Source organism: Pedobacter heparinus (assembly GCF_032678725.1).
In the GTDB taxonomy this organism is placed as follows: domain Bacteria; phylum Bacteroidota; class Bacteroidia; order Sphingobacteriales; family Sphingobacteriaceae; genus Pedobacter; species Pedobacter heparinus_A.
Window position 1 is genome coordinate 670,422 of the sequence record NZ_JAVTSC010000001.1, and the last position, 23,044, is coordinate 693,465.

The 23,044-nt window shown below is 45.0% G+C and carries 20 protein-coding genes; 11 read left to right on the plus strand and 9 right to left on the minus strand.

The window, feature by feature from the left end; translation table 11 throughout:
- Positions 1–4: 4 nt before the first annotated feature.
- Positions 5–655 (minus strand): pyridoxamine 5'-phosphate oxidase, encoded by a 651-nt coding sequence (pdxH, locus tag R2Q85_RS02685; protein ID WP_316810198.1) that lies wholly within the window; start codon positions 653–655, stop codon positions 5–7.
- A gap of 49 nt (positions 656–704) precedes the next feature.
- Here pdxH and R2Q85_RS02690 point away from each other — a divergent pair, with 49 nt between their 5' ends.
- Positions 705–1,268 carry a YqgE/AlgH family protein gene (locus tag R2Q85_RS02690; protein WP_316810199.1) on the plus strand — a complete coding sequence of 188 codons (564 nt, stop codon included), beginning with the start codon at positions 705–707 and terminating at the stop codon, positions 1,266–1,268.
- A gap of 6 nt (positions 1,269–1,274) precedes the next feature.
- On the opposite strand, the gene purE is transcribed toward R2Q85_RS02690, so the two are convergent.
- The gene (gene purE / locus R2Q85_RS02695) at positions 1,275–1,763 is read right to left on the minus strand and encodes a 5-(carboxyamino)imidazole ribonucleotide mutase (protein WP_316810200.1); all 489 of its coding nucleotides are present in this window, start codon (positions 1,761–1,763) and stop codon (positions 1,275–1,277) included.
- Complete coding sequence (locus tag R2Q85_RS02700; protein WP_316810201.1) at positions 1,763–2,902, minus strand: 5-(carboxyamino)imidazole ribonucleotide synthase; 1,140 nt, start codon at positions 2,900–2,902, stop codon at positions 1,763–1,765. Before R2Q85_RS02700 ends, purE begins: the two co-directional genes overlap by 1 nt.
- Before the next feature lie 17 nt (positions 2,903–2,919).
- Between R2Q85_RS02700 and R2Q85_RS02705 the strand changes: the two genes are divergently transcribed.
- A complete protein-coding gene (locus R2Q85_RS02705; protein ID WP_316810202.1) occupies positions 2,920–4,149 on the plus strand; it encodes an NAD(P)/FAD-dependent oxidoreductase in 1,230 nt (409 codons plus the stop codon).
- Positions 4,150–4,155: 6 nt separating this feature from the next.
- Here the strand turns inward: R2Q85_RS02705 and R2Q85_RS02710 are convergent, their stop codons facing one another.
- Both R2Q85_RS02710 and R2Q85_RS02715 read right to left on the minus strand, forming a co-directional pair.
- The gene (locus R2Q85_RS02710) at positions 4,156–5,013 is read right to left on the minus strand and encodes a cupin-like domain-containing protein (RefSeq protein ID WP_316810203.1); all 858 of its coding nucleotides are present in this window, start codon (positions 5,011–5,013) and stop codon (positions 4,156–4,158) included.
- A 243-nt stretch (positions 5,014–5,256) separates the two neighbouring features.
- Positions 5,257–8,514 carry an amidohydrolase family protein gene (locus tag R2Q85_RS02715; RefSeq protein WP_316810204.1) on the minus strand — a complete coding sequence of 1,086 codons (3,258 nt, stop codon included), beginning with the start codon at positions 8,512–8,514 and terminating at the stop codon, positions 5,257–5,259.
- Between the two features lie 75 nt (positions 8,515–8,589).
- Here R2Q85_RS02715 and R2Q85_RS02720 point away from each other — a divergent pair, with 75 nt between their 5' ends.
- From R2Q85_RS02720 to rplT, 8 genes are all read left to right on the plus strand, one after another.
- Positions 8,590–10,482, plus strand: coding sequence for a RecQ family ATP-dependent DNA helicase (locus R2Q85_RS02720; protein WP_316810205.1), 1,893 nt, complete (start codon positions 8,590–8,592; stop codon positions 10,480–10,482).
- Positions 10,482–11,198: a head GIN domain-containing protein gene (locus R2Q85_RS02725; protein WP_316810206.1), complete on the plus strand. Its 717-nt coding sequence runs from the start codon at positions 10,482–10,484 to the stop codon at positions 11,196–11,198. The genes R2Q85_RS02720 and R2Q85_RS02725 overlap by 1 nt, the downstream gene beginning before the upstream one ends.
- Positions 11,199–11,239: 41 nt before the next feature.
- Positions 11,240–12,541, plus strand: a complete 1,302-nt coding sequence (locus tag R2Q85_RS02730; RefSeq protein ID WP_316810207.1) for an MFS transporter — start codon at positions 11,240–11,242, stop codon at positions 12,539–12,541.
- A gap of 209 nt (positions 12,542–12,750) precedes the next feature.
- Complete coding sequence (locus tag R2Q85_RS02735; protein WP_316810208.1) at positions 12,751–13,488, plus strand: (Fe-S)-binding protein; 738 nt, start codon at positions 12,751–12,753, stop codon at positions 13,486–13,488.
- 80 nt (positions 13,489–13,568) lie between these two features.
- Positions 13,569–15,494 carry a threonine--tRNA ligase gene (gene thrS, locus R2Q85_RS02740; RefSeq protein WP_316810209.1) on the plus strand — a complete coding sequence of 642 codons (1,926 nt, stop codon included), beginning with the start codon at positions 13,569–13,571 and terminating at the stop codon, positions 15,492–15,494.
- 13 nt (positions 15,495–15,507) lie between these two features.
- Positions 15,508–16,077: a translation initiation factor IF-3 gene (infC, locus tag R2Q85_RS02745; RefSeq protein ID WP_090783770.1), complete on the plus strand. Its 570-nt coding sequence runs from the start codon at positions 15,508–15,510 to the stop codon at positions 16,075–16,077.
- A 26-nt stretch (positions 16,078–16,103) separates the two neighbouring features.
- The gene (gene rpmI / locus R2Q85_RS02750; protein ID WP_015807730.1) at positions 16,104–16,304 is read left to right on the plus strand and encodes a 50S ribosomal protein L35; all 201 of its coding nucleotides are present in this window, start codon (positions 16,104–16,106) and stop codon (positions 16,302–16,304) included.
- A gap of 74 nt (positions 16,305–16,378) precedes the next feature.
- Positions 16,379–16,723 (plus strand): 50S ribosomal protein L20, encoded by a 345-nt coding sequence (gene rplT, locus R2Q85_RS02755; RefSeq protein WP_015807731.1) that lies wholly within the window; start codon positions 16,379–16,381, stop codon positions 16,721–16,723.
- 68 nt (positions 16,724–16,791) lie between these two features.
- Here rplT and bioD read toward each other — a convergent pair whose 3' ends face one another.
- From bioD to R2Q85_RS02770, 3 genes are read right to left on the minus strand one after another with little or no spacing between them, the layout of a single operon-like run.
- Positions 16,792–17,403, minus strand: coding sequence for a dethiobiotin synthase (gene bioD, locus R2Q85_RS02760; RefSeq protein ID WP_316810211.1), 612 nt, complete (start codon positions 17,401–17,403; stop codon positions 16,792–16,794).
- Positions 17,396–18,529, minus strand: coding sequence for an aminotransferase class I/II-fold pyridoxal phosphate-dependent enzyme (locus R2Q85_RS02765; RefSeq protein ID WP_316810212.1), 1,134 nt, complete (start codon positions 18,527–18,529; stop codon positions 17,396–17,398). The genes bioD and R2Q85_RS02765 overlap by 8 nt, the downstream gene beginning before the upstream one ends.
- Positions 18,529–19,305, minus strand: coding sequence for a LexA family transcriptional regulator (locus R2Q85_RS02770; protein ID WP_316810213.1), 777 nt, complete (start codon positions 19,303–19,305; stop codon positions 18,529–18,531). The genes R2Q85_RS02765 and R2Q85_RS02770 overlap by 1 nt, the downstream gene beginning before the upstream one ends.
- A 131-nt stretch (positions 19,306–19,436) precedes the next feature.
- Here R2Q85_RS02770 and R2Q85_RS02775 point away from each other — a divergent pair, with 131 nt between their 5' ends.
- On the plus strand, positions 19,437–19,787 hold the full coding sequence (locus R2Q85_RS02775) for a GIY-YIG nuclease family protein (protein ID WP_316810214.1): 351 nt from the start codon (positions 19,437–19,439) through the stop codon (positions 19,785–19,787).
- A gap of 13 nt (positions 19,788–19,800) precedes the next feature.
- On the opposite strand, the gene R2Q85_RS02780 is transcribed toward R2Q85_RS02775, so the two are convergent.
- Entirely contained in the window at positions 19,801–22,980 is a 3,180-nt protein-coding gene (locus R2Q85_RS02780; RefSeq protein ID WP_316810215.1) for a basic secretory protein-like protein, read from the minus strand.
- Positions 22,981–23,044 lie beyond the last annotated feature (64 nt).

Consider the following 23,044-nt stretch of genomic DNA (forward strand, 5'->3'; position numbering starts at 1 on the left):
CGTTTTAAGGCGCTAATCTATTTATAATCCACGAACCCTCCACCAGGTTGTAAACAATTCTGTCGTGCAGCCGGCTTGGCCTGCCTTGCCAGAACTCGATATAAGAGGGTTCGATCAGGTATCCGCCCCAGTGTAACGGATGCGGAATTTCGATGCCCTCATAAGCTTTTGTCAGTTCATCTACTTTATTTTCAAGGGATTCCCGGCTGTCGAGCACCTTGCTTTGTGGCGAGGCCATGGCCCCGATCTGGCTGCCTACCGGGCGGGAATGAAAATAAGCAGCTGAGGTTTCTGCAGCTACCTTGCTCACCACGCCTTCAATGCGCACCTGCCTTTCCAGTTCGGGCCAGAAAAACACCAGTGCCGCCTGGGGGTTCTCTACCAGGTCCCGTCCTTTTTTGCTCTCATAGTTCGTATAAAAAACGAAGCCGTTTTCATCGAAACCTTTCAGCAGTACAATTCTTGCCGAAGGTTTGCCAAAACGGTCGCAAGTGGCCAGGGTCATTACGTTTGGTTCGTACAATTGCGCAGCTACTGCAGCGTTAAACCATTTTCCAAACTGCAGGATAGGGTCACTTTCCACATCTTGTTCGGTAAGCTGGGCAGCGCGGTATTCCTGTCTTAAATCATGTAAATTAATTTTATTGAGGTCCATGTACAAAAATAGGTTTTAGTTTATTCAATTTTATCCCTAAATTTCCAAAATGATAAGCAGGTTAGAACCTTCACTGGGCAGATTGTTAATTTCCGAACCATTTTTGATGGACCCGAATTTTAAGCGTGCGGTAATCCTGGTCACTGATCATCAGGAAGAAGGTACAGTTGGTTTTATTCTGAACCAATGCAGTACATTGCTGCTTAAAGATGTAATCCCCGAACTCGCTGAAGCCAATTTTCCGGTCTATTTTGGCGGACCGGTAGAAACCGATACCATACATTTTGTACACCGTTGTTATGATAAAATAGGAGATGGACAGGAGGTGGCCAAAGGAATTTATTGGGGTGGTAATTTTGAGGCCCTGAAAGTACTTATTAACAGCAACAGCATTACTGAAGATGAGATCAAATTTTTTATAGGTTATTCGGGCTGGGGAAAGGAACAGCTGAAAAAGGAGATGAAAGAGAACACCTGGATCGTCTCCGATGAATTTCATCCCGATGTGGTTTTCTCCGCAAATGAAGAAAACCTGTGGCGCGAAGTGATCATTAACCTGGGACCAAAATATGCACATGTAAGCAATTTTCCCCAGGACCCTAATTTAAACTGAGCTGCCTTATCCCTGCAGTTCGTCCGCGCTTTCCTCTACCTTTCTGCGCAGCTCATCTTTATAAGCCTGCATTTGAACGCCAAGTGAAGCATCTGCCGTAGCCAGGATCTGTACTGCGAGTAAACCTGCATTTTTTGCTGCATTTAAGGCCACAGTAGCTACAGGGATGCCATTTGGCATTTGTAAAATGGAAAGGATAGAATCCCAGCCATCAATGGAGTTTGAGGATTTTACGGGAACACCAATTACCGGTAAAGTAGTGATGGAAGCTACCATGCCTGGTAAATGAGCGGCACCGCCGGCACCGGCGATGATCACTTTTAAGCCCCTTGAGGCTGCATTTTTAGCATATTCAAACATCCTTTCGGGGGTACGGTGCGCCGATACTACGGTCATTTCAAATTCAACGCCAAATGCTTTAAAAATATCGGCGGCGTCCTGCATGATGTGAAGGTCCGATTTGCTGCCCATGATAATGCCTGCTTGTATGCTCATTAGGAAATAACTTTTAGTGTGTTTTTAATGTAATTTGCTTTCTGTATAGCGCTGTCGCGGTTCTGGTCTACTATGGTAACGTGCCCCATTTTCCGGAAAGGCTTGGTGTACTTTTTACCATAAAGGTGTACATATACCCCCTCAATGGCCATGATTTTTTCCAGACCCTGGTACTTGGCCACACCATTGTGGTTTTTCTCGCCCAGGAGGTTGATCATTACCGCATTGCTGATGGCGCGTGTATCGCCCAGTGGTAAATTGAAAATGGCCCTCAGGTGCTGGTCAAACTGGGAAACATAATTGCCCTCTATGGTTTGGTGCCCGCTGTTGTGTGGTCTTGGGGCCAGTTCATTTACCAAAAGCTCACCGTTCCTGGTTACAAACATTTCTACAGCCAGCAGGCCGGTAATGTTGAGCGAGGCAGCAATGTTTTTGGCAATTACTTCTGCTTTGTTTTGCAAGGCTTCCGGATAAGTGGAAGGAGAGATCAGGAATTCTACCAGGTTGGCCTCGGCATTGAATTCCATTTCTACCATCGGAAAGGTTTTCATATCCCCATTGGAGTTCCTGGCCACAATTACGGCAATTTCCTTTTCAAAATCTATCATTTCTTCAATCAGGCAGGGCGCGTCAAATGCCTGGTCAATATCAGCGGCCAGGTTGATTTTCATAACCCCTTTGCCATCGTAGCCGTCCCGGCGCTGTTTAAGGATATACGGAAAGGCAAACCTGCTGTTGCGCATGTCTTCTTTGGTATTTACCAGCTGAAAAGGGGCTGTAGGGATATTGTTTTCTTTAAAAAACTGCTTTTGTACGCCTTTGTCCTGGATCAGGCGGATGACCCTGGATTGCGGAAATACTTGTTTTCCCTCTTTTTCCAGTTGTTCCAGTGCTTCAATATTAACCTTTTCTATCTCTATGGTAATGAGGTCTGCTTTTTGCCCGAAGTTATAAACGGTATCAAAATCAGTAATAGAGCCGCATTCGAAGTAATTTGCCAGGTGCTTGCAGGGCGCATCGGTATCCGGATCTAAAACCAGGGTGCTCAGGTTATAATTGATGGCTTCCTGGATCAGCATTCTGCCGAGTTGTCCGCCCCCCAATATGCCCAGTTTCAGATCGCTTATTTGTTTTGCCATATCTATATGAAAAAGTTATGCTTATTTTGCACAAAAATAACAATATAAACGGATTGATGGATGCAGATGCTATAATTATTGGTGCCGGGGCTTGTGGTTTGATGTGTGCGGTGCAGGCCGGCTACCTCGGCAGACGGGTAATCCTGCTGGAAAAAAATGAACAGCCGGGGGCTAAAATCCTGATATCCGGAGGGGGAAGGTGTAATTATACCAATCTGTTTGCTACAGATGAGCAATTCATTTCCGGTAACAAACATTTCGTCAAATCTGCCTTTACCCAGTGGACAGTTGCCGATACGATCAGTTTTTTTGAAACTTATGGCATCAACGGGAGGGAGAAAACCCTGGGGCAATTGTTTCCGGAAAGTAACAATGCCAGGGATATTGTTGCGGTATTTACTTCGCTTTGCGAAGATTTAGGGCAGCAGCTGATCTGCGGGGTTTCTATTACCGACATCGATATATTGGAAGATGGCTTTGCGGTAAAATATGATAAGGGCCCGAAAAGCCGGATACTCAAAGCCCCTAAACTGGTGATAGCGACCGGAGGACTGCCCATCCCGAAAATGGGTGCGACAGATTTCGCCCTGCGTTTTGCCCGGAAACAGGGCTTAAAAATTGCAGAAACTGCCCCTGCACTGGTGCCCCTAACCATTACCGGAAAAGAGGAAGATTGGTATGCCCGGCTTTCGGGGAACAGCGTTTTTTGCCGCGTGAGTAATGAACACATTGCATTTGAAGAGAATATCCTGTTTACACACTGGGGCTTAAGCGGGCCTGCCATCCTGCAGATATCATCCTACTGGAAGAGAGGTGAGGTATTTAACATCGATTTGCTGCCGGGGCAAAACATTACTGCGTTACTGGAAGAAGAACGGAAACAGAACGGCAAATCACTATTGTCTACTTTTTTTAACCATTTATACCCTAAGAAGTTTACCGATGCCATGGCCAGGTTTTTGCCGGTAGAAAAACAGGTTGCAAGCTTAACCAGGGCGGAGATGGAGCAGATTGCGCAAATTATACACCAGTTTAAAGTGAAACCGGCGGGGGATAAAGGTTACGATAAGGCAGAAGTGATGCGTGGGGGCATAGATACCAGTGAGCTATCGTCCAAAACGCTGGAATGTAAAAAAATACCTGGTCTGTACTTTGGCGGGGAATGTGTGGATGTGACCGGCTGGCTGGGTGGTTATAATTTTCAATGGGCCTGGGCCAGTGGCTTTGTAATTGCAGACAATTTATAATTCGGTTCAAAGCGGTATGCCCAGGAATTCAGCTGCCATACATACATTTCCAATGAACGTTGCTGCACAATAATCAAAAATGGCCCTGGGCTTATTGTAATGTTTTTTATAATCATAGATATCTTTTCTCCATGCCTTGTAATTTGTGCTGTTCAGCTGGTCTACAATAATAGAAATGTTGTGTACATATGCCATGGTGGTATGCCAGACACCGCTTGGGATGTAGATGACTTCGCCGGCCTTTAAAATTACACGGATGGGCTTTGCCTCTTTAAACCTGGGATACTTTTCGTAATCAGGATCAGCAATGTTAATAGGCGAACGTAATTTTTCTATGCCTACTTTTCCGGCATACAGCAATTCCTCCTGCTCTTTGGGAAAGATAATGACCTCTTTTTCCCCATACAGTTGGATTAACCAGGCATGAACCTGATAGCTGTCTTTGTGAACAGAATAGTGATTACCCGGGCCACCTATAAACAAGTCAACACTATGGTCCATTTTGCTTTTGGGAAATACCTTGCTAAACAGCCAGTTTGGTTTTGCCAGATTGAGATTAAGGGGATCCATATACTCCATTATTTCTGGGAGCTGCTTTAATAAATTGAATTTTATCGGATAAGGCGCGGGATTTTCCTTTGTGCTATTGGCGGCGATATCCAGGATTTCAGACATGGTATAAGCTCTGTTTTCATGGTGGGTAATGCGATTGCCAAAATTCTCTTTGAAATAATCTGGTGTAAACAGCAGATTGGATTTCCAAACCTTTGTTGCATTTTTAAGGATCAGGGGGATACCCGGCTGCTGATACTCGCTGATGAATTCTTTGTAAGATATATCAGTTCTTCTGTCAATAGTTTCCATTTTATTCTTTTATAGTCAATTTTATATTGAATGTACCTACCCATCCTCAATTTCTAAGGAAAATAAATTTATTAAAGAACAATAGGGATGCTCAGTTTTAATTACTTGAATACTACTAATATAACAAATATATCATATCTTTTCAATTATTAAAAAGTTCAGCATTCGGGAAGCACTGTACTGTTTAATATGTTTTTAAAACCTTGCTAAATAGTAGTAGGTACAACCCTTATTGTACGCTTACTACTCGCAATTTGGGGTGGTATAGGTCCAGGTTTCTGCATTCCCGGTAGGGAAAGTGTAGACCATACCTTTACCTGTTTCAAACCATAATTTTCCCCGTACTTTTTCCCGGTTGCCAATTTCATTCATAGACAAACTGTCAAAAATACGTCCATTTATCATTACATACCTGATCTTTTCTGAATTCCTGATGTCATCTAGCGGATTGGCATTCATCACGATCAGGTCGGCCAGTTTGCCGATTTCCAGTGAGCCGATCTCTTTATCCATGCCCAGGTATGCAGCGCCGTTCAGGGTGGCACACCTGATGGCCTGTAAGGGCGTCATTCCGCCCTGGGCCAGCATCCAGAGTTCCCAATGCGCACCCAGGCCCTGGATTTGCCCATGGGCACCTAAATTAACTTTGGTACCCCCTTCAGCAATTTGTCTGGCGGCTTTGGCTACCTCAATATGGCCATAATCGCCATATTCGGAAGTGGTTCTCCTCCGCGCACGCGGATCGATGATGGCACGTGGCGTAAAGGCCATCAGCCGCTCGTTTTCCCATACATTGGTCCGGTCGTACCAGTAATTTTCACCCCACTGGCTGCCATAGCTTACAATTAGTGTAGGGGTATAGGCCACCTCGGTTTTGTTCCAGAAGGTAGTCACGTCTTTAAATACCGGCGCTACCGGGATGCTGTGTTCGATGCCGGTATGTCCATCAGCAATCATGTTCATATTGGTGAAAAAGGTAGATCCCCCTTCGGGTACCACCAGCATTTTTAATTGTCGTGCAGCTTCCAGTATTTGCTGGCGCTGGTCACGTCGGGGCTGGTTATACGATTTTACGGAAAAAGCACCGACTGCTTTTAACCTTCGCAGGTTGGATAAGGCATCATCCAGGCTATTGATGACCACCTTGAAATCCCCATCGGCACCGTACAAAATGGAACCTGTAGAGTATAACCTGGGGCCGGTAAGCCGCCCGGCTTTGATCATTTCCGACTGACTGAAGACCATTTCGGTATTGCTGGACGGATCGTGAGCGGTAGTTACCCCGAAGGCCAGGTTGGCCAGGTAAGACCAGTCCTGCTGCGGGCTGATGCCATCCGGGCTGGTTCGTAAGTGCGCATGTACATCCACGATACCTGGCATAATGGTTTTTCCTGTTACATCAATAATCCTGGTATTTGCCGGCAGGGGCAGGTTTTTACCGATGGATACAATCTTATTGTTCTCTATCAGAATGGAACCGTTCTCGATCACCTCATCACCTTTCATGGTGATGATCCTGGCGCCCGTAAGTGCAGTTAAGCCAAGGGGTACATCGGTTTTCAGCTTTAAGCCTATAGGCAGGCCAACGCTGTCCGGTGCTTTGATGGCAGCCGTTGGGCCATCGGTAAAATTGAATGCGGTTTGAATGTCGCGGCTGAAATATTGTTCACCCAATGTCCAGAACAATTTCTGGCTGTCCTTGCTCCAGTGGATATAAGTCCCGGCGTCTTTAGTAATGCGGGTAAGGGGGATGGCTTTGTTGGTAGCAGACAATTCCAGCGCCGTGCCGGTACTTACCATTGGGGTTACATAACTGTTGAATAGTTCGGTAAAAGCCATCCATTTTCCGTCCGGACTGGGCACAAACTGGGTAGCATAAGCAGATGTATAGTGGGTACGTTCGTTCGCCCCGTTCAGGTCTATACTTTTAAAAACTTTTTTTCCACCTTCACTGGATTGAAACCAGATCCGGGTATCATCAGCATTGAACTTCGGCCTGATGCCACTTTCGGTGATCAGGGTTTTAGGCCCCCCGCCGGCAGGCATGGTAAAAATTCCTGTTCCCCGGCCAAAGGCATAGCCCAGCACATCGTTGCCAACTCCTTTCCGGAATACGATCTTATCGCCCTTGCCGGAGAAAGATGGGGAGTAATAAAAGCCCTTTTCTTCGGTTAATGCAATTGTTTTTCCTGATTTGAGCTCTGTTTTTTTAATGGCCCCTTTAAATTCATCGCTCCAGGTGGCATAGATCACTGATTTTCCATCGCTGCTGATCTCCGGCTCGAACTCAAAATCCAGGCCTTTACTAATCCTTTCTGGAATGCCATTGGGTAGGTCTTTTTTATAAAGGAAACCGGCAGCATTGAACACGACAAATTTTCCATCGGCAGAAGTGGTTAGCTGGCGGATCATTTTTACGGTGAAATCAGGGTTGTATACCTGCTGTGGGTAGTGCAGAGCCTGTTGTATGGTTTGGGAGCCGGTTACATGAAAAGGGATGTTATTGGTGAAGAGGGAGCTGAGGTCGATCTTTTTGATCTTGCCCCGGGCATAAAAAATAATACTCTTGCCTTCAGGCGTCCAGGCATAATTGGGATAAACGCCAAATATGGCCCAGGTTTCCTGCTGGTCGTGCGAAAGGTCTTCGTAGATCGGCCATTCTTCCGCGGTCTGCAGGTTCTGTAACATCAGCACCGATTTTAACCGGATGCGTTTCACATAAGCCATCAGTTTGCCGTCGGGTGAGACCTGTGGCCTTGCCGCTCCGCCTGGCTGGGCAATCAGGTTGCTGAGCTTACCGGTGCCGAGGTTTAGCTGCCGAATGGCATAGATCATCCCGTTAGGGTCTTTGCTGTATTCAAAATTGGGGCCGGGTGATACGTCTTCACTAAAGTACAGGTATTTGCCATCGGGCGATACATTGGGTTCTCCGGCATCCTGCTGGTCATTTTTTCTCTTGGTCAGCTGTACGCCTTCACCGCCATAAATGCTGTACATCCACATTTCTCCGGCGCCCAGTGAGCGGGTACCGGTAAAGTGTTTGCGTGCAATCAGGTATTCGCTGTTGGGCATCCAGGTGGCGCTGTTCAATAGCCTGAAGCTTTCTTTACTGACCTGTCTTTTGCCGGAACCGTTGCGGTTCATGATCCAGATGTTGTCGGCACCGCTTTTGTCGCTGGTATAACTGATGTATCTGCCATTGGGACTAAAGCGGGGCTGAATATCCCAGGCAGGGCCCCCGCTTAACAGAATGGCAGCACCGCCGCTGATGGGCATGACATACAGGTCGCCCAGCAGGTCGAACACAATGTCCTTGCCGTCCGGACTGACATCGAGGTTCATCCAGGTACCCTCATCTGTGTTAAAGGTGAAGGTTTTGGTATTGCCTTTATATTTTTCTATATCCCATTTAGGCGTTTGAGCTGGTGTTGGAGCCTGGGATTGCGAGAATGACGATTGATAGGTGAATATAAGAATTAACAATTGCAGAGGTGTTCTCATATAGCCGGTTGTGTGATTTTTTTGCTAATTTAATAATATCAGTTCATTTTTATAGTTTTGGAGTGCAACCTTTTTATGAACGAGACGGAGATATTAAAGCGATACTGGGGATATGATGGTTTCAGGCCCTTACAGGATGAAATTATCAGATCGGTTTTAAACGGACAGGATACTTTGGCCTTATTGCCTACCGGTGGTGGAAAATCCATCTGTTTCCAGGTGCCGGCCCTGGTTCAGGAAGGCATCTGCATTGTAATATCGCCTTTGGTGGCTTTAATGAAGGATCAGGTAGAGGCACTGAAAGCAAAGGGCATTGCCGCTGTGGCCATTTATGCCGGTATGGGTAAACGGGAGATTGATATCCTGCTGGACAACTGCATTTACGGAAAGATCAAATTTCTGTACCTCTCGCCCGAGCGCTTATTAGCTGAACTGGTACGGGTGCGCATCTCCTATATGAAGGTGAACCTGATTGCTGTAGACGAGGCCCACTGTATTTCGCAATGGGGCTATGATTTCAGGCCACCTTACCTGAAACTGAGCGAGCTCCGGGAAATCCATCCCGATGTACCTGTTTTGGCACTTACGGCAACTGCCACACGTTTTGTGCGAACGGACATCATGGAAAAACTGCAGTTTAAAAAACCTCATATTTTTGTACAGAGTTTTGGCCGCAAAAACCTGAGTTATGTGGTGCAGGATGATGAGGATAAGTATAAGAAGCTGATCGGTATTGTGAATAAGGTAAAAGGGAGTGGCCTGGTATATGTACGGAACAGAAGGGAAACAGCCGAGGTAGCTTCATTTTTAAACAGGAACGGAATTGCTGCCGATTTTTATCATGCCGGAATTGAAAAGGAAGCCCGTTTCAGGAAACAGGATGACTGGAAACGGAACCGCATCCGGGTGATGGTGGCCACAAATGCTTTTGGAATGGGGATTGACAAACCTGATGTGCGTTTTGTGGTACATTTAGACCTTCCTGAAAGTCTGGAAGCTTATTACCAGGAAGCGGGCAGGGCAGGCAGAGACGGGCTAAAGGCCTATACGGTATTGCTGGCCAATAAATCAGACGAATTGTCGCTGAAAGCGAAGTATACAGACAGCTTTCCTTCGGTAGAGGAGATCAAAAAAACTTACCATTACCTGGGCAATTATTTTCAGCTGGCTTATGGGGCTGGGGAAGGGTTGAGCTTTGGTTTTGACCTGGCCGATTTTTGCAAAAGGTTCGGTGTAGGGGTGATCAAAACGATGGCTGCCCTGAAGTTTTTAGAACACGATGGTTACCTGACCTTATCAGAAAACATTTTTTCACCCTCGAGGGTATTGTTCATCGTAAGCAATGAGGATGTTTATCGTTTTCAGATAGAAAATGCTGGTTATGATTCACTTATTAAAGCTATATTAAGGTCTTATGGAGGTTCTTTTGAACAATATGTGAAGATCAGTGAAGCAGATATCGCTGCCCGGCTCCGGGTTTCCTATAATGATGTGCTGCGACAGCTCAACAATTTGCAGGAGCAGGGCCTGTTGTCTTATATCCCTCAATCTGATCAGCCGCAATTGCAATACATACGGCCTAGGCTGGATTTTAACCATATGGATATTGACGTAAAATACATTGCCCAGCGAAAACAACTGCAGGCTGAACAGATCGCTGCAGTACTGGCCTATGCGGGTAAAAAGATCTGCCGGAGCATACAGCTGCTGGGTTATTTTGATGAACCTGAAGCAGATAAATGCGGCATTTGTGATGTTTGCCTGGCAGAAAAAAAACTGGATGATGCCGCTGTGCTTGACGATAAAATAGATTTTGAAATTGTTTCCCTGTTGCAAAGTGGAACTTATGCACTGGATGTTTTGATCAGTACGGTAGCTACCGGAACGGAAAATGAACGCCTGGAGCGCATCCGGGAATTGCTGGATGCAGGAAAGATTAAAACAGATGGCAAAAATTATTACCTTTAATGATGATGAAGAAAATATCCCTTATAACCTTGTTTATCCCTGTTTTATTTACAGGATGTGAAAATAAATGCATTGAAGATGCCGGCAGACCTGTGAGCAGGACCCTAGCGGTGAAAAGCTTTGACCGCATCAAAGTAGAGGGGGCAATTCAACTGGTAATGGTACAGGACAGCAGTTATAAGATCCAGATAGCTGCCGATTCGAACATCATTGCTTATGTTAAGGCTGATGTTTCCGGAGATGAACTGAAACTGAAGCTGGATGATGATAAGTATTGTGGTACAGATTCTATTATGATCAGGGCTGGGATAGGAGAACTGCGGGCCTTAAAGCTGGATGGCGCAGTGAAGGCTGCTGGTGAGGGACGTATTTATGCCGATGACCTGGAGCTTTCTTTTTCGGGTGCAGCTGATGTACAGCTGGACTTGAGTGCGCGGAAGGTGGTTACGCGGGTGGATGGCGTAGGTAAGATCCTGTTTAGCGGACAGGCCGGGGTTCATGATTTAAAAATTAACGGAACCGCCAGGGTAGAAGCCTTCGATTTTATCGTAGGGGTGTACAATATTGATACAGATGGCACCGGAAAGGCCAATATCAATGTACTGAATGAGCTGAAGGTTAAAACTTCAGGCTCGAGTGAGATCTATTACAAGGGCAATCCTAAAAAAGTGGACGAGAAAAAATCAGGGGCAACTAAACTGGAGAAAGTAAATTAACAGGGTTATTTTTTAGCTAATTTAGCAGCCTTATCTGATATATGGAACAAAAAAACGACAAGAAGGTGATCCGCTCATGGGCATTCTTCGACTGGGCAAATTCTGCTTATAACTTAGTCATCACTTCAACCATATTTCCGGCTTATTATACCATCATCACCACTACTGTGCAGCATGGTGACCAGGTTAGTTTTTTTGGCCGGACATTTACCAACACTGCCTTATCCAATTATGCGCTTTCTTTTGCCTACCTGGTGATGGTCATCCTGATGCCCATATTGACATCAATGGCCGATTACAGGGGCAATAAGAAGACATTCATGAAACTGTTTACGTATATGGGCAGTCTGGCCTGTATGGGCCTGTATTTCTTTAAGCTGGAGACACTGGAGTTTGGGATCATCTGTTTTGTGCTTGCCGCAATGGGTTATGTAGGGGGTGTGGTATTCAACAATTCTTATTTGCCGGAAATTGCCAGCCCTGACCAGCAGGACCGGGTGAGTGCCAAAGGGTATGCTTTTGGGTATATCGGCAGTGTGCTGTTGCAGCTGATCTGTTTTGTTTTTGTGCTTAAACCTGAGCTATTCGGGATTACCGACCTTTCTTTTCCACCCCGGCTTTCTTTTTTGCTGGTGGGTTTATGGTGGATCGGTTTTGCACAGCTCTCTTTCCGGAAATTGCCTGCGGGCAGTCCAAATTATGTGGCGGTCAATAAAAATGTGATGCGGAGTGGTTTCCAGGAGTTGTTGAAAGTATGGAAGCAATTGAAGCACATGAAGTTCCTGAAACGTTTTTTACCGGCTTTCTTTTTTTACTCGATGGGGGTACAGACCATTATGCTTGCTGCAGCCGGTTTTGGCGAGAAAACGCTGCACCTGGGTACCGAGAATTTAATTAAGGTCATCCTGATTATCCAGCTGGTTGCCATACTTGGTGCCATAGTGATGTCAAGATTTGCAAAGGTCATTGGCAATGTCAGGGTATTGATCTTTGTGGTGATCATATGGATCGGCGCCTGTTTTTGTGCGTATTTTGTAAATACAGCCAACCAGTTTTATGCATTGGCAGCAGTTGTAGGGCTGATTATGGGCGGAATTCAGTCTTTATCGAGATCTACTTATTCTAAGTTTTTGCCTGCCGGTACGCCGGATACCGCTTCTTTCTTCAGTTTTTATGATGTGACCGAGAAGCTGGCCATTGTGATTGGATTGTTTAGCTTTGCTTTCATAGAAGAAGCGACAGGCAGTATGCGGAATTCAATTATTGCTTTGGCATCATTTTTCGTGATAGGTTTGGTGTTTTTGGTGGTGTTAAGAAGCGTTGAAAGGAAATCAGTTTTATAAATACTTAACATAATGCTCAATGCTATAGCACAATCGTCATCTCGACGATAGGAGAGATCTCTTGGTTATGCTCATTCAAGAGATCTCTCCTATCGTCGAGATGACGGCTGACCGCGAAGAAGCTGCGAAGCAAAATAAATACAGGATGACTGTCGTTTAGCTTAAATGACATGGTCGCTTTTAATTTAAATAATAGAGAACATATATTGATGAGAATAGAATTATTTGTGCCCTGTTTTGTTGATCAGTTATATCCTGAAACTGCATTTAATACCATTAAATTGCTGGAGAAAGCGGGATGCCAGGTGTTTTACAACGCGGAACAGACCTGCTGCGGGCAACCAGCATATAATGCTGGTTACTGGGAGCAGGCCAAGGAAACGGGGACCAAGTTTTTAAGCGATTTTTCGGAAACAGATTATATAGTAGCACCATCTGCATCCTGTGTGGGCATGGTGAAAAACGGCTTTAATGACTTGTTTACCAATACGATGGTGCACAATAAATGCAGGAATATCCAGAGCAATATATTTGAGCTTTCTGACTTTTTGGTGAATGTGCTGAAGAAGGATTATTTTGGTGCAGAACTGGATGGCAAGGCGGTTTACCACGATTCCTGCAGTGGTTTACGGGAATGTAAAATTAAAGAGGAACCCAGGTTGCTGCTATCTAAAGTGCATGGCCTGGAAATGGTAGAGATGAAGGACACCGATATGTGCTGCGGATTTGGGGGTACATTTGCCGTTAAGTTTGATTCCATCTCTTCTGCTATGGCGCAGCAAAAAGTGAACAATGCCCTGGAACAGGGGGCAGAATACATTATCTCCACCGATTTGTCCTGCCTGATGCACCTGCAGGGTTATATCGATAAAAACAATATTCCACTAAAAACCATGCATTTAGCTGATGTGCTGACCAATGGTTGGCTGGAAAGTACGGAATATTGATTAACTTTGTTTTCGACAAGAGGATCACCTTGTAAGTGATTGTTTCAATTTTTTTATTAATTTTTAAATCATAGTTGTAGATGATTAACATTACACTCCCTGATGGCTCCAGCCGTCAGTATGAAAAGGGCACGACTGCCCATCAAATTGCTTTATCAATTTCTGAGGGCCTTGCCCGCAACGTTTTAGCCGCCGAAGTAAATGGCGAAGTATGGGATTCCTCCAGAGCGATCGAAGGGGATGCAACGGTAAAATTATTGACCTGGAATGACCAGGCCGGTAAAGCGACGTTCTGGCATTCATCAGCGCACATCATGGCTGAGGCTTTGGAAGCCTTGTACCCCGGAACCAAGTTTGGCATAGGCCCGGCAATCGAGACCGGTTTTTATTATGATGTAGACTTTGGCGACAGGGAATTCTCATCGGATGATTTTAAGGCGATTGAGACTAAGATCCTGGAGCTGGCCAAACAGAAAGAAGTTTTTGAACGTAAGGCTGTTACCAAGGCCGATGCCATTGAATATTTTGAAGAAAAAGGTGATGAATACAAGCTGGACCTTTTGGAAGGTCTGGAAGATGGAAAGATCACTTTTTATACCCAGGGTGAATTCACTGACCTTTGCCGTGGCCCGCACATCCCGAATACCGGTTTTGTTAAAGCGGTAAAACTGATGAATGTGGCCGGGGCGTATTGGCGTGGGGATGAGACCCGTAAGCAGCTGACACGTATTTATGGCGTTACTTTTCCGAAGGCCAGCGAGCTGACGGAGTACCTGCATATGATTGAGGAAGCAAAGAAAAGGGACCACCGTAAACTGGGTAAGGAACTGGAACTGTTTGCTTTTTCGGAAAAAGTAGGCATGGGCCTGCCCTTATGGCTGCCTAAGGGTGCTGCTTTGCGGGAACGTCTGGTGCAGTTTTTAACCAAGGCGCAGGCCAAGGCCGGTTATGAGCAGGTGGTTACCCCGCATATCGGGCATAAGAACCTGTACATTACCTCCGGTCATTATGAAAAATATGGTAAAGATGCTTTTCAGCCTATAAAGACACCACAGGAAGGAGAGGAGTTTTTCCTTAAGCCGATGAACTGCCCGCACCACTGTGAGATCTATAAAACAAAACCACGTTCGTACAAAGACCTGCCTTTGCGTTTTGCGGAGTTTGGAACGGTTTACCGTTACGAACAAAGTGGAGAGCTGCATGGTTTGACACGTGTTCGTGGCTTTACCCAGGATGATGCGCATTTGTTTTGCAGGCCAGACCAGGTAAAAGAAGAATTTAAAAAGGTAATAGACTTGGTCTTGTATGTGTTTAAATCCCTGGGATTTGACGATTATACGGCACAGGTTTCTTTGAGGGATCCGGAGAATAAAACCAAATACATCGGCAGTGATGAAAACTGGAGGCTTGCTGAGGCTGCGATTATTGAAGCGGCTGATGAAAAAGGTTTGCCAACTGTAGTGGAATATGGCGAGGCCGCATTTTACGGGCCGAAACTGGATTTCATGGTGAAAGATGCTTTGGGCAGAAAATGGCAGTTGGGTACCATCCAGGTGGATTATAATTTACCGGAGCGCTTTGAACTGGAATATACCGGCAGTGACAACCAGAAACACAGACCGGTAATGATCCACAGGGCGCCGTTTGGCTCACTGGAACGTTTTATTGCAGTTTTGATCGAACATTGTGCTGGTAACTTTCCGTTATGGCTTTCTCCTGAACAATTTATTATCCTGCCGATCTCAGAAAAGTATGAAGATTATGCAAAAAAAGTTTCAGATGAATTAAATAATTCCGATATTCGCGGGCTGATTGACTTTCGTGATGAGAAGATCGGAAGGAAAATCAGAGATGCAGAGGTTAAAAAAACGCCTTATATGCTGATTATCGGCGAGAAGGAAATGGCAGAAGGCAAGGTGTCAGTTAGGAAACACGGTGAAGGAGATTTAGGTGACATGACCCTGCAGGCATTTAGTGAATTATTAATTAAAGAAATAACAGTTTAAATAAGATACAAATTTGGCATTAGGCAGACCAGGATTTAACAGGGGACCACGTCCTCCTTTTAAGAAAAAAGAAGCAGAACATAATATTAATCAGCACATCAGAGCACAGGAAGTGAGATTAGCTGGAGATAATGTTGAACCAGGGATCTATCCTTTGGCAAAAGCTTTGGCCCTTGCCGATGAATTGGAACTGGATTTGGTAGAGATCTCTCCGAATGCTGTACCTCCGGTTTGCAGAATCATTGATTACAGTAAGTTTGTTTACGAGCAGAAGAAAAAGCAGAAAGAGATTAAAGCAAATGCAAAGCAGACTGTGATCAAGGAGATCCGTTTCGGACCTAATACCAATGACCACGATTTTCAGTTTAAACTAAAGCATGCCGTTAGTTTCCTGGAAAATGGAGAGAAGGTTAGGGCTTATGTTCATTTTAAAGGTAGGGCAATTGTTTATAAAGAGCAGGGAGAAATCCTGCTGTTGAAATTTGCCCAGGCTTTAGAGGATATCGGAAAGGTAGAATTGTTGCCTAAATTAGAAGGTAAGCGTATGTTTTTAACGCTTGCACCCAAAGTTGCTAAGAAATAAATAAATTACATAAATAAACACAGGTTATGCCAAAAATGAAAACCAATTCCAGTGCTAAAAAGCGTTTTTCGCTTACTGGAACAGGTAAAATCGCAAGGAAGAACGCCTACAAAAGCCACATCTTAACCAAGATGTCGACTAAACGTAAGCGTAACTTAGGTCAAACATCAATGGTGTCTGACGCTGACATGGGCAACGTTAAACGTATGCTTTGCATCGGTAAATAATTAAATTTTTAACCAGGTACCCGGTAGTAAGTTTGCTGTAATACGCAACACCGTTTATCAAAAACAACAACAACATGCCACGTTCGGTAAACGCAGTAGCTTCGAGAAGAAGAAGGAAAAAGGTCTTAAATTTAGCCAAAGGCTATTGGGGATCAAGAAGCAAGGTTTTCACCATTGCTAAAAATACGGTAGAAAAAGGTTTGCAATATGCATACCGTGACCGTAAAGTTAAGAAAAGAGAATTCCGCGGATTGTGGATTCAGCGTATCAATGCTGGAGCACGTCAGCATGGTATATCTTACTCTCAGTTAATTGGAAAGTTAGCCGCTAAGAATATCGGATTAAACCGTAAGGTATTAGCTGATTTAGCGATGAACCATCCAGAGGCTTTTAAAGCTGTAATTGATACCGTAAAATAGATATCATCATAGGTTTATAAAAAAAGGGAGCATTTGCTCCCTTTTTTTATGCTTCTTTTTTTTGATGATCAAAGCCTGATGTACTGCCCTGCCTGCAGGATACTTTGCTGATCTATAATGCTCATTTTTGGGATATTGCCTAGAATGGCTAACTGGCTGTACTGGCTGATATAACTTTCAGTTTCGGGATTTGGGCTGCCATTAAATATTAAACCTTTAACGCTGATGTGGCTGGATTTTAGCACCTCGAGGGTGAGCAGGGTATGGTTGATGCTGCCCAGGTAGTTTTGTGAAACGACAATGACCTGCGCGTTTAATTGTTTGATCAGGTCGAGTATCAATTCCTTGTCGTTTAACGGGACCATTAATCCCCCTGCGCCTTCTATGACCAGGTTATTGTCTGTCTGGGGCGGCTGGAGTGCTTCCAGGCTGATCTGCACACCATCCATTCTTGCCGACAGGTGTGGGGAGAGCGGCTGGCCGAGACGATACCTTTCCGGGTGAATGACGGTTTGGGAATTGCTGATCAGGTGTTTGATGAACAGGCTGTCGCTGATCTCCAGGTCTCCGGATTGTATGGGTTTCCAGTAATCGGCTTTTAGTTTTTCGGTAAGTATGGCACTGACAACGGTTTTTCCGATACCTGTGCCAATTCCGGTAATGAAATAGGTATTATTCATACATGCTGATTGCTTTTAATGCTTTAACCAGTGTAGCGATCTCTGTATCGGTGTTAAACAGGTGCAGACAGATCCTTAATCTTTCTTTACCTTCCGCTACTGTGGGGCTCAATATGGCCTTAACGTCCAGCCCTTTTGCTTGGACTGCAGCTGCGGCAGCTTTAGCCTGAGCGCCGCTTTGGTATAAAATGGTGTGTACTGCGCTGGTACTTGGTGTATTAGGGAGCGCTGTTTGCCTGATCAGGTTGAGGTAATGTGTGATTTTATGGCCGATCTGCAGGGGGTAATCTGTTTGTTCCAGCATTTGATAGGCTGACCTGACCGCTGCAATGGTATGGATGGGAGCGGCAGTGGTATAGATGAATGACCTGGCAAAATTGACCAGGTATTCCCGGAGGTTCCGGCTGCCTAAAACAATAGCTCCATGACAGCCCATGGCTTTTCCAAAGGTAACAATGCGGGCAAATACCTGATTTTGCAGGCCGAACTGCTGGACGATCCCGCAACCATTAGGTCCAAATATGCCCAATGCATGTGCTTCATCGACAATCAGGTTTGCCTGGTATTTACGGCATAGTTCATTGATCTCCGGCAATGGGGCCATGTCTCCGTCCATGGAATAAATGCTTTCAACAACCACATAAATGCAACCTTTGGCAGCTTTAAGTTTGGCTTCAAGCTCGCCCAGGTTATTGTGTTCGAAGCTGTAGCGGTTGGCATGGCTCAGGCGTGCACCATCGATCAGGCTGGCATGGATCAGCTCATCGCAGATGATGGTATCTCCACGCTGGCCTAAACCGGATAGCAGGCCAACATTGGCATCATAGCCGGAATTAAAGATCAGACCTGCTTCCGCCTGGTGGAAACCGGCAATGTATTGTTCCGTCTGCTCGGTAAAGGGATGGTTGCCGCTCAGCAGACGTGAGCCGGTAGCGCCATTTTGATAGTCCGGGATTTGGCGGAGTGTATTTTCAGTTCTTGTTTTTAATTCTGCCGAGCGGGCAAAGCCCAGGTAATCGTTGGAAGAAAAATCGGTAGGAAAAACAGGCGCCGGGAGTTTACGCAGAATGCCCTTCCGGGCTCTTTGCGCTAGTTTTTCCTGGATAAACAGCTCCGCTTTTTGCATTAGTTCTTATTCAGCTGAGAAATGGATTTCTGCATCTGTGCCATCATGGCGCTTAAAGTTTCTATGGTAGGCTCTGGTGTGGGTTCCGGCAGGCTGGTCGAAATATAGGCTTTGGCTTTCCAGATCTCCATGATGTCGTCTGCTGCAACGGTATAAGGGTCATAAACTTTATTGTCTGAGATCAGTTTAAGTTCTTTGTTTTCTTTGAAGCGGTTTCCTGCTCTTTTGTAAACCACACCTTCTGTTCTGCTGACGATAATATAGGTTTCGCCGGTTTTAACATCGTTCCAGTTGTCCATGTATTCTGCAACTATCACACTGCCGGGTTGTATGGGCAGCATCGAATCGCCTACGATTTCGAAGGCCCTGAAGGTGCCATGTTTTAAAAAGGGCAGCGGAAGCTGGAATTTTGGCAATTCTTTAATGTATTGGGGATCTGAGAATCCGTTCAGGTATCCGGCGCTGGCTTTTACAGGGACCATCTCTATGTTCTCATTGTCATCTTTATCTACCGATATACTCAGGATCCTCAGGTTGGAGCCCTGGCTTTTTGGTCTTGGCTTCCAGTCGTCATTAATGTTTTCGTTGATGAACTCGTCTATGGTTAAGTCAAAATATTCTGCTATTTTTTTTAGCAAATCGTACTTTGGCTCAGCCCTGTCTTCTTCGTAAGCACCAATAAGGGACCGTTTAATCTCCATTGCATCAGCGAATTGCTGTTGTGTATGGCCTTTTTTCTTTCTTAAGTACTTCAGGTTGGTCGAAATATTTGACATAAAATAAAATTTAAAATAAATTTGTTTTTACTAATATTGTTAGTATTATTGTACCAATAAAGTTAGTTATATTTATTGTTATACAAATATATACTAATTTATTTAGTTGTGAGCAATTTTAACAGATAGTTATGAAAAAATTTGTGTACGTGGTAACAGACAGGAACAGAACCAGTTTACATGTTGGGATGAGTTCAGATCTCATTAAGACCTTAGATTTCTATAAACAGATGCCTTGTTTGCTGTTTGATTGCGGACAGCAGCTGACAAGACTGGTCTATTTTGAAGAGTTAAAGACCGAGGCCCAGGCATTGAGCCGCTTTAAACTGATCAGCAGGTTTACCCGCACACAAAAGGAACGCCTGGTGCGCTCTTGTAATCCGGACTGGATTGACCTTACGATAGGGTTGGATTTTGAGCACATCACTACAAATAAGAAGATGGTCAGCCAGGTGGATCTTGCTTTTAATATCCTTTCTTAGCTACTATTAACTCTTACCAGCCCGGAGCGAAAGTAAGGCCAAACACGCCTGCGGAGATATCTCTGCGCTGGAATGGAATGGCGTAATAAGGTTCAATTACAAAATAGCCGAATACATTTACCCTTAAGGATATACCCACACTTAATGCCGGAACACGTTCGTTGGTTTCGGTATACACCGGGTTGCCATTGATGTCTTTGACCGGCAGGCCGTCAGAACCCAGCTGGGGCGTGATGTTATTGGCCGGCTGGTTTTTAAATACCACTTTAGAACCCTCATTCCAGGCCAGTCCGGCATCAAAGAACAGGTTCAGATCGGTAAATAAGAACTTGGACGGAATGGCAGACAGCTTTTTAGGCCCGGTAAAAGGAAGCCGGACTTCAAAGTTGAACACGGCAATTTTATTTCCGGATAACTGGTTAATGTCAAAACCTCCGCTGGTTCCGGTACTGCTGTTGTAAAGTGAGTTGGCCTCATAACCCCTGATTAAGTAAGGATATCCAACGTACAGGGGATATAAGTTTTCCCCATCCTTACCAATCCTAAGGTAATTGTAGCTTCTGGCTGCTATGGTGATCGGTTTTAAGCGCCAGTATTTTCTTACATCAACGGTAGCTGCAGAGAACTTATAATCTCCGAAATATTGTTCCATGCCCAGGCGGTACCTGAAACCATCTAAAGGAGAGGTGATGCCATTGATGGAGTTATCACCCACGAAGGAAGCATTGAGCTGGAAGATGGAAAAACTTTTAAAGGGTACGCCGAATTCATTGGTTGCCTGGTCCAAAGGCACTTTCTTTTTGTCGGAAGTGATGTAATAGCCCGGATAACCACCCAGGTTCTCGTAATAATTGCTGATCCGGTCAATTCTGTAACTGTAACGGGAAAATGCACCTCCGGCCTCAAAGCGATGTACTTTATTGAAGGGATAGGCACCAAAAAGCTGGGCCTGGTCTTCAAAAGTCCGGATGAGGTTGGTCCTGTCGTTGATCACGCTAACAGGCGTACCATTGTTATCCAGCTGGTCCTCTACAATTTCCCTGAAACCGGTAATGTAGGGGATATGGGATAGGGCAAAACCCCAGTTGACCCTGTTTTGCTGGTTGATGTAACCTACCAGTCCTCCGAAATCATAGATCTCGCCGTTGACGGAAAGATTGGCGACGATCTGGTTGCGGCCCAGGATATCACTGAACATGCCTACTATACCGCCCTGTACACCTGTACCAAACCTGCTGGTAGAAACCCCGACACCACTATTGGCCAGGTAATCCAGTTTAAATTTAGGTTTGTAAGGCACAAGGCGCATGGAATCTGCTATGGTTTTTTCAAAGCGTTCAAAATTACCGAGGTTCGAGTTGACGATATCGACGCCGATCGTTTCCATTGGCGGCAATACCGCTGCATCAAAGTTTATGTCATTGGCATCAACCGGTTTTGAACGGAAGCTGCTGATGGGCGCATTGTACAAGGTATACCTTTGCGAACGGTAATAACTGTAAACAATGTCGTCGTTCCTGGATACGGAAATGGCGGGTGAGAATTCGGTGATGCCACTGATCCCTGTAAAATAATCGGTGAGTTGTTTTACCGTATTGTCGGCCAGGTTGTATTCATACAGGTTCCTGAACCCATCCCTGTTGGATAAAAAGAACAGCCTTTTGCTGTCTCCGGAAAACTGGGCGTTTAAGTTATTTGCACCTGGAAATAGAGGAATGTCGGTCAGGGTTTTGCTGTCCACATCGTAAATGCTCAGGTTGATGGCATGTACCGCTGTATTGCTGTTTTTTGCAATTGAAGCCCGGTCTGATGAAAAAGCTATTTTTTTACCGTCCTGTGAATAGGCCGGGGCATAATCTGAATAGGCATCATTGGTGATCTGGGTAACTTTTTTGGTTTTCAGGTTGTAGGAGAAGATGTCACTCTGGCCTTGTATCATCCCTGAAAAGGCAATGTCATCTCCATTGGGCGACCAGGATAAATTCCCGAATTGCAATACATCGCCCATTTCGGCGCGTAAAGCCACACTGCCATTGTCAATGTTGATGATCATCAATTGGTTTTTACCCTTACTGAAAATACTAAAGGCAAACTGTTTGCCGTCTGGCGACCAGGTACCTGCTGATTCCAGGAAGTTAAAGTCGTCGATATGGGAATTGGCGACCTGACTGCTTAATTTTCTGATAATTCTACCCGTTTTGGCATCTGCGAGAAAGAGGTCTATTCCAAAAAGGTCTTTTTCTGACAGGAAAGCCAGGTATTTGCCATCCGGGCTAACCGATGGCGCAACATTCATGTTCCCTGCATTTTTATTGTCGATGATCTTTGTCCCGGTAATCCTGATCTGTGAACTGTCGGCCCTTAGCATCGGCCGGTAATGGGCTTCTATGGCATTTTTCCACAAGCCGGAAAGGGTCCTGTCGTCATAGCCAAAAGTATACCTCAAACCATTTTCGTAACCGTATTTTGCAGTGGCTTTAAACAAAGGCACAATGGTGGTGTCTCCGTATACAGAGCCTACAAAGGTCCAGAACGCCTGGCCATAGCGGTAAGGGAAATATTTATTGGAATTGGTGAGGTCTTTTAAAGAAGGGATGTCCCTGTTCAGCAAGGCATCTCTCATCCACATGGAAGTAAAGGCATCTGTTTTTCCGACAGAAAGGTATTCGGCCATACCCTCGATCATCCATAAGGGGATCTGGCTTATATTTTCAAGTCCTATGGTATCTTTTTCCAGTAAAAGATGGTATTGGAAAGCATGGACCAGCTCGTGTCCCAATACATGCCGGGTCTGGTTATTCAGTTCCATTACAGGCATGATCACCCTGTTTTTAAAGGCTTCGGTAACCCCACCTGTTCCGATGCCTACTTCGCCCTGAAGTGCAGTGGTTTGCTGGAAATCAGGGTGGTTGTTGTACAAAATGATCGGGTTCTTTTTGAGGAAAGTATCCCTGAATACCTCCTGGTGCATTTTATACCAGGTTTCTGCATCCTGGGCGAACTTCTGGATCAGTTTCTCATTTTTGAGGTAATAATAGATCTCGAAATGAGGGGTCTGCAGCACTTTAAACTTCTCATTGTTGTAGCGCACCCGGTTTTGTCCAAAATATTGGGCATGCAGGGCGGTAGAAAACAGGCTGAGCAGGAGCAGGACCGGAATTAATCTTTTAAGGAAAGTACAGCTTTTATTCATAGCGCTTATATTTCAAGAGTTGTTTTTAAATTTACGCAAAATAGTAATACCTAGATTGCAGCTT

What these genes read in the sequence shown, in the direction of transcription:
- R2Q85_RS02780 (WP_316810215.1), bottom strand. Translation starts at nt 22,980, where the DNA reads ATGAATAAAAGCTGTACTTTCCTTAAAAGATTAATTCCGGTCCTGCTC.
- R2Q85_RS02735 (WP_316810208.1), top strand. Translation starts at nt 12,751, where the DNA reads ATGAGAATAGAATTATTTGTGCCCTGTTTTGTTGATCAGTTATATCCT.
- R2Q85_RS02690 (WP_316810199.1), top strand. Translation starts at nt 705, where the DNA reads ATGATAAGCAGGTTAGAACCTTCACTGGGCAGATTGTTAATTTCCGAA.
- R2Q85_RS02725 (WP_316810206.1), top strand. Translation starts at nt 10,482, where the DNA reads ATGATGATGAAGAAAATATCCCTTATAACCTTGTTTATCCCTGTTTTA.
- R2Q85_RS02715 (WP_316810204.1), bottom strand. Translation starts at nt 8,514, where the DNA reads ATGAGAACACCTCTGCAATTGTTAATTCTTATATTCACCTATCAATCG.
- R2Q85_RS02770 (WP_316810213.1), bottom strand. Translation starts at nt 19,305, where the DNA reads ATGTCAAATATTTCGACCAACCTGAAGTACTTAAGAAAGAAAAAAGGC.
- purE (WP_316810200.1), bottom strand. Translation starts at nt 1,763, where the DNA reads ATGAGCATACAAGCAGGCATTATCATGGGCAGCAAATCGGACCTTCAC.
- thrS (WP_316810209.1), top strand. Translation starts at nt 13,569, where the DNA reads ATGATTAACATTACACTCCCTGATGGCTCCAGCCGTCAGTATGAAAAG.
- rpmI (WP_015807730.1), top strand. Translation starts at nt 16,104, where the DNA reads ATGCCAAAAATGAAAACCAATTCCAGTGCTAAAAAGCGTTTTTCGCTT.
- R2Q85_RS02710 (WP_316810203.1), bottom strand. Translation starts at nt 5,013, where the DNA reads ATGGAAACTATTGACAGAAGAACTGATATATCTTACAAAGAATTCATC.
- pdxH (WP_316810198.1), bottom strand. Translation starts at nt 655, where the DNA reads ATGGACCTCAATAAAATTAATTTACATGATTTAAGACAGGAATACCGC.
- rplT (WP_015807731.1), top strand. Translation starts at nt 16,379, where the DNA reads ATGCCACGTTCGGTAAACGCAGTAGCTTCGAGAAGAAGAAGGAAAAAG.
- bioD (WP_316810211.1), bottom strand. Translation starts at nt 17,403, where the DNA reads ATGAATAATACCTATTTCATTACCGGAATTGGCACAGGTATCGGAAAA.
- R2Q85_RS02765 (WP_316810212.1), bottom strand. Translation starts at nt 18,529, where the DNA reads ATGCAAAAAGCGGAGCTGTTTATCCAGGAAAAACTAGCGCAAAGAGCC.
- R2Q85_RS02705 (WP_316810202.1), top strand. Translation starts at nt 2,920, where the DNA reads ATGCTTATTTTGCACAAAAATAACAATATAAACGGATTGATGGATGCA.
- R2Q85_RS02700 (WP_316810201.1), bottom strand. Translation starts at nt 2,902, where the DNA reads ATGGCAAAACAAATAAGCGATCTGAAACTGGGCATATTGGGGGGCGGA.
- R2Q85_RS02720 (WP_316810205.1), top strand. Translation starts at nt 8,590, where the DNA reads ATGAACGAGACGGAGATATTAAAGCGATACTGGGGATATGATGGTTTC.
- R2Q85_RS02730 (WP_316810207.1), top strand. Translation starts at nt 11,240, where the DNA reads ATGGAACAAAAAAACGACAAGAAGGTGATCCGCTCATGGGCATTCTTC.
- R2Q85_RS02775 (WP_316810214.1), top strand. Translation starts at nt 19,437, where the DNA reads ATGAAAAAATTTGTGTACGTGGTAACAGACAGGAACAGAACCAGTTTA.